Here is a 13,566-nt window from a genome sequence, read left to right on the forward strand (position 1 = left end):
ACTAATGCGTGTCACTCTCATAATCTGAGCCATCTCTATTATTATATCTTGGGAGTGCACAATTACATGCTCCACTACAATCACAGGGATCAAAGAATCTAAGTTCCGCCCAAGAGAAAATCAGGGGAGGTTGGTTGGCTAAAGCATCATAATTATTAATAACAAACGACAGGGTATAATAATTAGAGCTAACCGAAATCGCTAATACCTGAAGGTCATTGGTGAGTGATCTCTTGAGGTGGTATCGCAGGACGGTTCCGTCGTCAAAGTATAATGATACAAAATCTGTTGGTTTCAGGGTGTCATCATCTTCACTCTCGTTTTCACTGTCTCGCTCTTGCACAAGAACCTCAGCAGGTCTGGCGGTATTGAATAACCCGGGTATTATAAATTCATGCGTCAGGTAGGTCTCCGAGTTTAGATATCCTGTTATCCATTTTTGTGTTTCCGGATTGCGCAGGAAAAGGTCAAATATATGGATATCATCGTCTATAACTTCTGTGTTTGATGACGAAAGCGTTTCATAATGACTGGTCATAGTTATATGAGCCATAGAGCGACTATCGATCGTGACATGTTCAGGCAAATGGTCTGGTGTTGCTGTTTCCAGCTCTCTCAGTTTTGCTTCCTGCTCCAGAATGTCTTGATTAATTATCTTGCTACTCAAAAAACAAGGAAGACAGAAAATGCAACATAATAATTGGGCAATAGATCCTTTTTTGGTTGTTGTTTGACCTCTTAGTGTGTAACGAGTATGAAAGCTGTGTTGAAGGTCATGGCTGCCATTTCCTAATAAGCCATGAAAAAAATCGGGCACATTAATGGTCGAATCATGCGGGTAAAATTCTATATTGGTGTCAGAGAGCAGATCGTAAATAACAAAATGATCCCCGGAAATACCACTCAAATAGTTAGTGAGGGCATCCCAATAGCCTTCTCTTGTGGCTTCGCTATGACCGGAGTGAGTGGATGATGTGACTTTACCATTGAGTACAAGTTGACCCAAATGCTCCAACTTCCATCTAAAGTGCAAGTCTTCTGCATTTGAATAAGACGATAGCAAGTAGAGAAAGAATACAATTATTACACTGACGTTTGTTTTCATTGTTAACTACCTGTTGCTCAGAGGTAAAACGATTGTGCTTGAGAAATGTGAACGGGTGGAGATAGCTTAACCTGATGTTCATTACAGTTTCGTATTGAGTTTGCCATCCATATCTTGCGATTCCTGGGTGCCCAGCGGCACTATCACTTCTGCATGATTGAGCATGTCCTTGCCATTATCACCTATGGTTTCACGCTGATAATTTGAATTATGGGTATCATTATTTCTTGAAGTTGCACAATTACATGCCCCATAATGGTGACAGGCTTGTTGTAATGGTAACTGTATTGGTAGCTCGGTGTAATGTGGCGGAGGCTGGTTTGCTATAACATCATAATTATCAATAACGAGTGTCAGAGTGTAACCAGCAGAACTAATAACAATTGCCAGTACCTCAATTTGATTGTTGGATAACCTGTTAAGGTGATATTGCACTCTAGTACCGGTCAGAAAGTTTAATGATAAAAAATGTGACGCTTGCAAGTTTTCACTGCCTTGCTCTTGCACGAGAACTGTAGCTGGTATAGCCGTTCGGATTAATCCGGGAATTATCAATTCCAATACATGGTTGGTCGTTGAATCCAGATGCCCTATAATCCATCGTTGAGTTTCCGGAGTATTCAGGAAAAGGTCAAATATACGGGTGTTATCATTTATGGCTTCTGTGTTTGACGATAAAAACGGTTGATAATTATTGGTCACAGCTGTATGAGATAGAGAGCGGCTATCAATAGTTACATGCTCTGGCAAATGTTCTGGTGTGGCTGCTTCCAGCGCTCTTACTTTTTCGTCCAACAAGTCTTGATAATCCCAAATGAAAGCCGAAAAACAACAAGGACAGAATAAACAGCATATAAGTTCAGTAATCATGGATTTCCTGGTTTCAATTTGACCTCTTAGTGTGTAACGAGTGTGGAAGCTATGTTGAAGGTTATGAAGGCCATTTCCTAGCAACTCATAAAAAAAAACGGGTACATTATTTCCAGAGTTCTGCTGATTGAACTCTATATTGATCGAAGAAAGCAGTTCATAAATGAGAATGTAATCCCCGGATAGATCACTAAAATCATTGGTGGAATCACCCCAATAACATTCTCTTGTAGGCCCGCTATGACTAGAATGGGTGGATGATGTGGCTGTGCCGTTGAGTACTAATCGACCCAAATGCTCCAACTTCCATTTAAAGTGCAAGTCATCTGAGTTTGAATAAGATGATAACACGATAAGGCAGAATAAAATCATTAATTTTATGTTTTCTTTCACTGTTAAATACCTGTTTTTAACTCATATCGATTTTTAGAAATCAGAGGTGAAGAGTAGCTCAAAAAAATCATACAACAATTTTTTGAAGCTTATAACAGCTATTAGACGTCCATGTACAACTTAAAAAAACGTATATATTTTTTTTCAACGTAATATGTGGTTTTTTTACCCGTCTTTGTGAATACAGTTTGCTTCAGGTAATCCTGTTCTCGATGGTTATCAAGATGATAATGCCTGAGAAATATAAGTACTCAACCATACGAAATCATATTTTCTGACTTATTATTCAGGCACTCTGACTGCGTTGCAACTCTGGTCACATAGCTTGCTATGTTCCCGTCGTTGCGCCTTGCAGAGCACCTGCCCAATAAGCCAGAAATATTCGATTCCGTATGGCTGAGTACTTAGACGATATTAAGTAGTTTAATCTGATGTTCACTTCAAATGCTCCAGACCTGAAATTACATGATCACTAGTGGTGTCACTCTGATAATATGAGTCATCTGTGCCGTATGATTCATCTGTATCATTTTTCCTTTGGTTGGCACAATTACAGGCTCCTGTGCAATGACAGGTGTTTGGTCGTGCTAATTCTGTCTGGTTACAATACGGGGGCGACTGGTTGGCTGAAGTATCATAGTTATCAATAGCGAATGTCAGGGTGTAAAGATGAGAGCTAACTACAATTGCTAATACCTGAATATCATTATTGGATAATTTCTTAATGTGGTATTGCACTCTGGCTTCGTTAGGAAAATATATTGATACAAAATGTGAGGGTTGCAGGCTTACATTGTTATCTTCACTGGTTTGATGCTGCACAAAAATCATAGCGGGTAAAGCTGTATTGAATAGCCCGGGTATTATCAGTTGTAACATCATTCCGTTTTTAAGATTTAGATGCGCTATTATCCATTTTTGTGTTTCCGGATTATTCAGGAAGAGATCAAATATATGGGTATCATCGTCTATTGCTTCTGTATTTGACAATAAAAACGTATGACGATCATTTGACACAGCTGTTTCAGATAATATTGAGCGGCTATGGATAGTTACATGATCTGGCAAATGGTTTGGTGTTGCTGCTTTCAACTCCTTCACTCTTTCTTGCTGAATTTGCGAATCTTGAGAAACCAGCTCAGCAGGCATGAAGCAGGGAGTGCAGAAAGTGGAATATAACAGCTCAGCAATTGAAGATGTCGTCTTTGGCGATTGACTTCTAAGTGTATAACAAGTCAGGGAACTATGTTTAAGGCTATTGAAGCCATCTCCTAACAAACTGTAAAAGAACATTGGTACAATATTACAAGATTTAGTCTGATTGAATTCTATAGAGGTAACAGTAGTTACTTCATAAACGCAAAAATCATACCCTGAGTAATCAGTCTTCGATTGAGTAAGGTCTCCATAATTACATTCTGTTAAATCTTCTCTATGACCACAATGATGGGATGATGTGGCTGTACCACTTAGCAGCAACCTGTCGTTCAGCTCCAGATTCCAGTTAAAGTGTAAGTCTTTTGAGTTGGAATAAAATGATAGCGAGTAGAGAAAGAATACAATAATTAATCTGACGTCTATATTCATTACTAACTACCTGTTTTTTACGAATATCAATTTCCAGACATTTGAAGCTTAGAATAGCTTAAACATTTGATATAACTTTTTTTATGAGTTCTTCTAGCGACCAATAGACGTCTTTGTATAAATGTAAATCTTCGGCGAGCTGCTAGTGGCGATCAGGTAGAAACTGACGTATTGTCTTGAGCGACAGCCTGGTATAAATAAGGGCGAGTATTCACTGATGTGGGGCAGTTTTGAAGCGAATTGACACAAAGATGGCACGATTCGACAAAAGCATCATAACAGAGCCACTGCTGGGACTCTGTTGCTGTTAATTTCGTTCAGTTGGCCAGGTCATTTTACCATCTGAATGACTCTCAGGGGGCTGGGAAGCAGATTGTTGCCAACGTCCACTGCCCAACGGAGACGCTCATTTTCAGCCTCACAAACGAGTATGAGGAAAAAATATACGAGGATTCATAATGTTAATTCTATGAATCCGATTATCTGAATTATCAGTATCATTTGCCCTTGAATGGTCACAATTACATGCGCCGTTACAGTTACAGGTTTTTGGTAATGCCGCATAATGTGGGGGAGGTTGGTTAGCTGTAATATCATAATTATTAACTACGAGTGTGAGGGTATAGCCCTCAGCGCTTACCACAATTGCTAATACCTCAATCTCTATGTCGGAGACTCGATTAAGGTGATATTGTACTTTAACTCCATTGGTAAAATCTAATGATAAAAAATGTGATGGTTGCAGGCTTTCATCATTAGTTTCCCCGTTATTCTCTTGCACAAGAATTGCAGCAGGTGCTGCTGTATTGAATAACTCAGGTATTATCAGTTCTAACCTCTGGTTGGTTTTTGGGTTTAGATTCTCTATTAGCCAATGCTGTGTTTCCGGAGTATTCAGGAAAAGATCAAATATATGAGTCTTAGCGTCTGTAGCTTCTGTGCTTGATGATGAAAGCATCTTATGATGACTGTCCACAGCCCCATGATATAAAGCGCATTTATGAATAGTGACATGCTCTGGAAAATCGGCTGCTATTGCTGCTTCCAATGCTCTGATTCTGGCCAACTCATTGTCAGATCCATGTGAGACTTTGGCTGAGCATTTCTTGAATCCCAGATAAAAAGGATGACAGAGCACGCAACAAAAGAGTTCAGCAAGGTTACTTGCTTTTGTTGTGTGACCTCTTAGTGTGTATTGAGTATTGAAACTATGGTCAAGACGATCATTGCCATTGCCTAATAAAGTATTAAAAAGCTTTGGCACAGTATAACCTGGATTATTTTGATCAAAATTCACAGTAGTAAAAGAGACTACGTCATAATAAATGGCAAAACTGTCCCCTGAACAAGAAACAGAAGGTGGAGTGGAAATGTCCAGCTCTGATGGGTGATCATTCCAACCTGTTAAAGAATTGCTATGACTGACCTGATTGGTTGTTACTGTTTTACCACTTAGTAGCAAATTATTATGGTGTTCCAGCTTCCAATTGAGGTGTAAATCTTTTGAATGCGAATAAAATGGTAGCAATAATAGTAGGAAAAAAATAATTGATCTGACGTGCATTTTCATTGTCAATCACCTGTTTTTCATTAAAATCAACTTGCTGGTGTAGGCAGTTAAGGATAGCTCAAGTCATTGGTGAGATATTTTTTTGAGGATTTTAATAATGGGTAAACATACAGGTATGTTTGAAAAATTTTGTGCCGGATTATAATGTTTTGGTTGCATGGTTTCGTTAACGATTTCAGTATTTTGTACTTTTATATGAATAAAGGCAGGTAGAGTTGTACTTAATAATTCAGGTATTATTAATTCTAAAGTCAGGGTATGGTTTGTTTAGCGTTCGGTTTGTACATGACTGGGTGGAATTGATAAATTGTAGTAATAGCTGTTAAACAACAGTCAGACCGGTTGAGTACTTATGGGTCTGACGGAGGTGAGTGATGACGGAGTTTTTCAAGATAGTTGTCCCGAAAACTGAATTTTAGGCTGCCTTTTTCTCGTTAATTCTTGCTTCAGACAACCGCTCAGGATTCAGTGCAACCGCACCTACAGGCTCCCAGTTTCTGATAACTCCTGACCAGCGCGTTGGATTAGCTTCTCGCGCTTTGGTATACACCTGTTTCCGGTGATTCAGGATTTCCTGATCTCTTTTCTCATGCCGTTGCGCAGGTGTCACAAAGCGGATTGAGCTATGGCGGTGTTCATTGTTATAAAAGCGCTCAAACTTCAGCATCCACTGTCGACTGTGTTCTAACGTCAGAAAACCTTGAGATGGCCACTGAGGACAGTACTTCACCGTTTTAAAGATCGATTCTGCAAATGCGTTATCGTTACTCACCCTTGGGCGACTATGAGAGGGAATAATGCCCAATTCCTCAAGCTTGGCCTTAAAGGTACTCGACGTCATTGGAGCCCCATTGTCTGAGTGCAGTACAAGCGGTGTTTTAGTGCATTTTTCAGCCACCATTGTCCGGTTAATCAGTTCACTGGCTAACTCACCAGACTCACGGCTATGAATCTCCCAACCAACAATCTTACGACTGTAAACGTCCAGTATCAGGTAGAGGTACCAGAACTGGCCGCGTACCCTGGAAGGTATGTAACTGATGTCCCAACACCAGACCTGGTTAGGGCCAGTAGCAACATAGGTTGTCGGCTTGTTGCTTTTCGATCGCTTTCTTGAACGACCGCGGTGGTGCAACTGACCATACTTTTTCAACACACGGTAAAAGCTAGATTCAGAAGCAACGTATACTCCCTTGTCTGCAAGGGCTGGCACGATCTGCGATGGTGGCAGGCTCGCATACTCATCTTCATTACTGATAGTCAGAATACGTTGCTCCTCTTCCTCAGTCAGTTTGTTAGAGGGTACCGGGCGCAAGGCATCCGGGCGTTTGTCCGTTAACACTGCACCATTGTCATCGCGCCAGCGATTCAGTGTTTTCAGGGATATTTCCAATTGTTCAGCAGCCTTCCAGCGAGAAGCGCCGTTTGCTATAGCCTCATCAAACCATGTCAGCAGTTGGCGGCGCTTATCGACAGGTGTCAGTTGTCCTCGCTGTCTATCCCGTAGAAGGCATCGAGCTTTTTTGATAGCACCAGCAGGGCTGCAGCTTCTGCCAACGCCTTGTCTTTACGGCGAAGCTCTTTTTCAAGGCTCTGATTGCGCTTACGCTCTTGTTTTAATTGCTTGCTTTCCTGGTCTGCACGCTGAGAAGCCTGAACAGCACCTGAAATACAAGCGTGCTTCCACTCCTTGACTTGTTGAGGATAAAGCCCTTTTTTACGGCAGTATTCACTTAACTCTGTTTCTGACAAAGCAGCGGTTTCGACGACCACGGCAAACTTGCTTTCAGCAGACCATTGTTCTGATTTTTGTTCGTTCCCTGGCACAGGTAATCCTTTGTCCCGTAGTTTTTTACGCCAATTATACAGGGTTTGTTCGCTGATACCTTCCTCTCTGGCAACATCCGGCACAGAGCGATTGTGTGGTGGTAACAGTTTTTTCAAAACAGCTGATTTACGTTCCTCTGAAAAACGAGGCATATTCAACGTCCATCGCCCACTGTCTAGCTTTTATTGGTTAATCAGTGAGCGGGACAACTATCCTGACACAGCGGGATGATAAGAGTCAGCAGAATTAACCATGTGGGCATTCGGGTAAGCGATTTGCAGACGACCAGGAGCTTTTATCAGCAGCTCGGTTTCCAGTTTCTGGCAGGGCCTGTGGGGCCAGAGCCGGTTGCCATTATGGAGCACCCCTGTGGCGTCAACCTGAACTTCATCCTGAACGCAACGGTTCAGCCGCAAGAGAATATCCTGATGGATATTGACCAAAAGCACCCGGGCTATACCCATATGGCGCTTGAAGTGGATGATATCCATGAGGTTCAGAAGCAGCTGCAGGCGTTTGGAATCACTATCACAGAAGGTCCTGTTACTACAAACAATGGCTCAATACTGCTTTTTATCCGTGATCCTGATAGCAATGTAATTGAGTTCCATCAGCCAGCGGGTAAAGGATGAATGAGTTTTTCTTGGTCTTTTAACCTTGCTGGACTAACTACGAGAAAAAAATCAGGAAAACAAACCGTTCTCTGGCTTCTATTGCTGAAGCGCTCGGACTGAGCGTATGTGTAAAGTGTTCCCCTGTCGTGGATTAGTATCCTCTACGACAGCGGGGGGCTGTGGTTGTATGTCACCGGTGATAAGCGATTCTGAAAAGATTCAGGCGCAGTGATCTGGTCAGGCTCGCTGTATTTTTATAACTATATGACCAAGTCTTTTCGAAAAATTGCCGAAACCATTATGGGTTGAGCGGGCACCCTCTCTAAGTCGAAAATAATCTAAGTAAAGACCACCTGTTATCCAGTGGCTTAACTACTTTTAGTGGTTTGTTATGAACAGGTCTGGTTATGAAAAAGCAGGTTATAAAAAAATATTTCAACCTGAAAGTCTTGTGGAGTTTTATCACTGTGTTGGCAATCCTGCTGATGCCCACGACTTCATTAGCAGGATATTACGTGCTTCACCTTAAAGGCACCAAGTCATACGTCGGACTATTGCTATCAGTCGAGCCCGATACAGAAACCGATGGATCATCGCAAGCGCAGGGGCCACAAGAGCCATCCTCCGGGTTGTTATCCAGAGCAAATCGGGAATCCGGAACCATTGATGACTTGTTTCCCCGGGAATCTGGCAGGACTGATAGCGCATCAGTCCCTCAGGAAGAGTGTGGAGCCGTTGGTGGCTTACCGGCTTCCCCGGCAATTGGAACAGCTGCTTTGCCAGTTATAACGACATTAATCGATTATATTAATGACTGGACTCGTTCCCTGACAACCGGAAGTACTACTGTTTTGGCTTGGTTAACACGTTTTAATACAGCAACAGACATGGAAACAGCAACAGAAATAGAAAATTTACCGGCTAATGAAATACCTGAAAGCGAGCTGCGTAATTATGTTATGACGCTTATCAATCTGATGGAGGAGCCGATCCTAATCTATGCCAATCAGCCTTCCGTGAGCTCTGGCAGCTGAACATGTGATTCGCTCACAAACCTGTGCGGGTGGCGTCGAAAGTTTGCAATTTTTTTGAGGTCTGTCACAACAATGGCAGGCACAGCTGGCAACTTTGGTTCAGGGATACCTGGCCTGGAGTTCGGATGGTTATTATTAGAAAGTGTGTCTACTTTTGGCTTTATCTCTCTTTTTAGCCATGGTCAGTTTCCAAATCAGTTTCAGGTGAGCTTCACATTCAGTAGTAACGGCTTGACCATCACTCAGGAAATCGACGCTTTGCAGCAAATAGCGCAGTTACTGAAGTGCTCGGGTGGCTATAATATAAGAGCCTTTGAACGACAGGTTGAAAGCAAGACACTGACGTTTAATGTCCAGGTATCGGATTGCGTGGATGCCGATCAGCTAAGAAGATTGCTCGAAACCAGTAATCAACAGTTAGCTAATCCGTTTAGTATAAAAGTCTCCCCTAACGGGTCCTGATGACAGCCTGTAGAAACTGTAACAGGCCGTTACTATCTGCGAGCGATTCAGACCATGGATGGTCTGTCGGTATTGAGCCCCCTTTATATTCCTCAACATGAATTGTTAACCCGTATTCATGCTCTTCACGTAAATCTTTTTGTTGCTTATCAATTGGCTCCGGTGATGGCCAGGTACTTATGATAATGACCAAATTAACTACTTCATTGTAACGGGTGAACTTTATAGAAATATTACTGTCCAACCGGGATGAATGATTTTCTTTTCCAACTTTTTGGCACCATGATCACTGAAAACCACAGGTATTAGCCATTAAGTACCTAACCAGTTGGTTTCGCATATTCTGGACGGCGGCTTTTTCCATCCTTCTGCGTTCCAACTCTGGTTGCGTAACTATGGCTACGCGCCCGTCGTTGCGCCTTGAAGGATGAAAAAATCCACTCGCCAGAATATGCGAAACCAACTGGCCAGGTACTTAAGTCATGGACAAACATTAGACGTTATATTGGAGATCTTGATGCTAAATCCTCAATTTGGCAGTCCTGATTATCAAAGCCCGACCACTCAACCCTCTCAAAATAACGGGGCCAAAAGCCCATCCAAGAGATATTTAAAGGATACTGATCCCCATGACACTCTGACCGAGACAACACCATTAGCCAAGCGCATCTGCCGTAAACCTTTTCCTGTTTCTTCTGACCATTCTCTCCCCGACCGGCAACAGCTCGGGGGCAAGGGTATGTTTTTACAGCGTATGCAGGAAGCAGGGCTGACTGTCCCACCCTTCAGATGTGTTGCAGCCTCTTTGACGAATGCTCTTGAACAACAGCCACTGGATAACCGTCGTTTAGCCCCGTACCTTCCTGAAATAGTGGCTGAATTGGGGGCAGAAACCAGCCTGGTGGATATCAGGAAGCACCTCACTGGCTGGCTGGATTCAGAGCCTACCAGATGGGTTGACTGGCTGACAGGGCTGGCAAAATTTGTTGCCAGTCATGACTTTTACGAGCAGGTAAAAGATTCAGAAACGGCTCAACAAATCAGGGATCTGCGCTTTGAACTGGGCGGGCCATCCCTATCGCAGCCTGTTATTGTCCGCAGCTCTGGTATCAATGAAGACAACTACGGCGATGTCCAGGCGGGCAAATACCTTTCTGAAATTCAGGGAGAAGATGATGTATTGCGCACCTGTCTTAAGGTTATGGCTTCAGGTTACAGGCCTGGAGTCTGTCATGGGGGTATACCGGAACCTATGGCACTGATCATCCAACAGTGTATTGTCTGCCAATATGGCGGTGTAGCCATGAGCTTTCAATCACTCCAGGATAATACCATCAGGGTTGAGTACTCATCCGGTCAGCCCAGAGGCGCAGTGGCTGGCAAGTCCGTTAACATGCCCCACCGCATCAATATTGAACGAAGGGGAGGGGCTGACCAGGTGACTTACTTTCCCGGGACGGTCTCAAGTCACTTTATCTTGCAAAGGAATAGCGATAACGACGGCTATTCGGAAACAGAGATTCATAATATCGTTGGCAAACCAGACAGTGTTGGGGAACGACTCAGTGATGACCTGGTTTCAGAACTCAGGCAGGCAGTGGCAATACTTGAAGACCTGTTGCTCTGTCCTGTGGATGTGGAGTTTGGCATCGATCAACAGGGTCGTCTGTTCCTGTTGCAGGTGCGCCCAATTACCCGACTTTCCGGGGGCATGGATTTTGCCATGGCCGAACCCGAAGAAACCCTTGCCAGTGGCGAGGGCATCAGCGAAGGCTATTGCACCGGACCACTCTGGCTGGCCAAAAAACAAAAGGCAGACTCTATGCCAGACGGCGCCATTGTCGTGGCACGACACGCTGAAGACTGGATGCTTGAGCCTGATTGCCTGAAGCGGATTGCGGGTTTTGTCTTTGTTATTGGAGGATTCAATGATCATGTTGCGATCCTCCTGAGACAGAAAAAAATACCTTTAATGCTGGCCGGTGACCAGTGCCTGACATTGACGGGCCAGGATGAACAACAAACCACGCTGGTCTGCGCCCGCTTTGACGGTATGCCCCACGCGTTTATTGTTAACGGTGACCTTACTGGAAAACTGGTCAGTCACAGAACCCAATCCTCTGGATTCTCTGATGTGCCATCAGTAAGAACCGGCAAGTCAGCGGATGATTTATCTCCCCCTGAAGGGACCTTCCGTGAAGTTGCCAGCGGGTTTCAATGGCTTGTGAATCAAAATGCCCGCCTGTTGGCATTCTTTGCCCCCGGCGGCGGACTGGATTGTCTTGCAGATCCAATAAAACTAAGCATGTCTCCAGAACGCTTAAAGATAATGTCAGAGACAGAGGATGACGTAACCCTGCTGCTTCAGGGAGCTGAAGCACTGTTGGGAGGTTACCGGGCATTCCTGTTACTGGCGGGTGAGCACCTTTCACCCCAGCTCGAGTCATTGCACGATGAATTACCACAACTGATTAACCGTTTCGGGACGCTGAAAGAGACCATCGGATCAGCGTTAAAGCGTATCATTCTTCCCCTGCAGGCGGGTGAAGCACTGAAACTGTGTCCGGACATGTTTAGTCAGTGGATGGCCACCTGCCATCATCTGCAATCTTCTCTCCAGGCACTCCATCCCTTGGAGGCTGAACAGGTTCAGAGTGTCCATGACCTGATTTTTGCCCTGCATCAGCGCTTTGTAAAAGCGTTGGCAATGGTCTCTCTGGCTTCTGGTCAGGGCAAAGTCTCTACTAAACAGGAAGTCACCTATGTTGATTGCACACCCCCGGGCGATAAAACGGCGCTATTGAATCAGACCTGCAAAGCAGCCATCGAAAAAATGCGGATTAATGCAACTGTCGTCAATATGGTTGATGCCGTGATTGTTAACCTGAATTTTGGCAATCATGTGGGTATCATTGAGTTACTTGAACAGGCAGAGGGTGGAAAAAAACGAACCTTGCGGCTGACATTCTCTGACCAGTTTTATAGTCCTGATGGCAGTGATCAACCCTTCAGGTTGAAGCGTATGTGGTTTCTGGTGCAGTTATTACAAGCGATCGAGCTGGATAAAAATGCTGATGGCATGAAGCTAAGTAGCAATGCCGTAGCGGGAGAAATTATCGTCGAATGCCCCCGAATGAAAACCACTGAAACTATGCAGGATGCCTTTGAGAAATTGATCGCAGTGTTAGACGATGCTCTTGATGAGGTGGAAGTTCACTTGAGGCACAATACGACCATTTTTGGTGGAGATCAGTGGAACTTTAACTTTCTTGCACAACGCCTTAATAGCGATTCTTTTGCAGAAGCTGATAGATTTGCCTTCCAGCATTGCCTTTTTTCAATGTTCTATTTCAGATTTTTCCACAGCGCTCCCGATTGGTGCCAGTTATTAAGCAGCCACCACAAGCAGTTTATGGATGACAGTCTACGGTTGGCAGAATCAAAGGAGAATCCTCAGGAAATGTTAATAAATGAAGGGATCGGTGAGGACAACTGCAAGAAATTTTTATTTCATCTCCTACTCGTTGGTTCCCGAAAAGCTACCCCATTATTTGAGCATTTTTATAGCCATCTGAGAAATGAATACTTTGTTATCAAGCCACCTCATACTTACAATCTGGAGTTTATTGTTTCACCGGGTCAATCGCTTCAGGATCACAAAGAAAAGGTCAGGAACATCCTGCTGGAATATGGGCTGACCTATGCCAGCCAACGGGTTCGAAGTGATAAAGATTTTGTATTACTCACCATTAAAGAACATCCGGGCGACCTGGAATATGCCAGCCCGGAACTTCGGGACAATGATGAGGTTGTAATGACCGCTATCGCAAAGTCCCCAATGGCTCTGAATGATGCAAGTGAAAGAATCCGAAGCGATAAGCACCTTATTCAAAGAGTCATTGCCGACGACATTAGTTTCTTATCATATGCCAGTAAAAAGATATTGAATGATCGCAAGTATTTGCTGAAATTAATTAAAAAGCATCCTCGTGCTTTCATTTATGCGGATGATGAGCTTAAAAATGATACAGTCTTTGTCAGGTCAGCAATTGAAAAAAACAGTAAAGTTCGTAAATTTATTTAGAAAGCGGCGCATAAGTCCT

General features: G+C 43.5%; 9 protein-coding genes. 4 read left to right on the plus strand and 5 right to left on the minus strand.

The features are described 5' to 3' along the window. Position 1: 1 nt before the first annotated feature. From ACOMHB_RS12465 to ACOMHB_RS12485, 5 genes are all read right to left on the minus strand, one after another. On the minus strand, positions 2-1,105 hold the full coding sequence (locus tag ACOMHB_RS12465) for a hypothetical protein (RefSeq protein WP_448216858.1): 1,104 nt from the start codon (positions 1,103-1,105) through the stop codon (positions 2-4). An 81-nt stretch (positions 1,106-1,186) separates the two neighbouring features. Further along, the gene (locus tag ACOMHB_RS12470; protein WP_448216859.1) at positions 1,187-2,368 is read right to left on the minus strand and encodes a hypothetical protein; all 1,182 of its coding nucleotides are present in this window, start codon (positions 2,366-2,368) and stop codon (positions 1,187-1,189) included. Positions 2,369-2,803: 435 nt separating this feature from the next. Then, a complete protein-coding gene (locus ACOMHB_RS12475) occupies positions 2,804-3,955 on the minus strand; it encodes a hypothetical protein (protein WP_448216860.1) in 1,152 nt (383 codons plus the stop codon). Positions 3,956-4,373: 418 nt separating this feature from the next. Further along, positions 4,374-5,525 (minus strand): hypothetical protein, encoded by a 1,152-nt coding sequence (locus ACOMHB_RS12480; protein WP_448216861.1) that lies wholly within the window; start codon positions 5,523-5,525, stop codon positions 4,374-4,376. A gap of 415 nt (positions 5,526-5,940) precedes the next feature. Then, a protein-coding gene (locus tag ACOMHB_RS12485; protein ID WP_448215008.1) for an IS3 family transposase occupies positions 5,941-7,505 on the minus strand; the annotation gives its coding sequence in 2 pieces (ribosomal slippage) (positions 5,941-7,052 and positions 7,052-7,505; 1,566 coding nt in all). A gap of 75 nt (positions 7,506-7,580) precedes the next feature. On the opposite strand from ACOMHB_RS12485, the gene ACOMHB_RS12490 reads away from it, so the two are divergent. The 4 genes from ACOMHB_RS12490 to ACOMHB_RS12505 all read left to right on the plus strand — a co-directional run bounded on the left by ACOMHB_RS12490 (position 7,581) and on the right by ACOMHB_RS12505 (position 13,547). Beyond that, entirely contained in the window at positions 7,581-7,985 is a 405-nt protein-coding gene (locus ACOMHB_RS12490; protein ID WP_422133587.1) for a VOC family protein, read from the plus strand. Positions 7,986-8,374: 389 nt separating this feature from the next. Next, a complete protein-coding gene (locus ACOMHB_RS12495) occupies positions 8,375-9,001 on the plus strand; it encodes a hypothetical protein (RefSeq protein WP_448216862.1) in 627 nt (208 codons plus the stop codon). A 72-nt stretch (positions 9,002-9,073) separates the two neighbouring features. Further along, on the plus strand, positions 9,074-9,463 hold the full coding sequence (locus ACOMHB_RS12500; RefSeq protein ID WP_448216863.1) for a hypothetical protein: 390 nt from the start codon (positions 9,074-9,076) through the stop codon (positions 9,461-9,463). A 517-nt stretch (positions 9,464-9,980) separates the two neighbouring features. After that, positions 9,981-13,547 carry a PEP/pyruvate-binding domain-containing protein gene (locus tag ACOMHB_RS12505; RefSeq protein ID WP_448216864.1) on the plus strand — a complete coding sequence of 1,189 codons (3,567 nt, stop codon included), beginning with the start codon at positions 9,981-9,983 and terminating at the stop codon, positions 13,545-13,547. Positions 13,548-13,566: the final 19 nt, after the last annotated feature.

It is taken from the genome of Endozoicomonas sp. 2B-B (genome assembly GCF_053470045.1).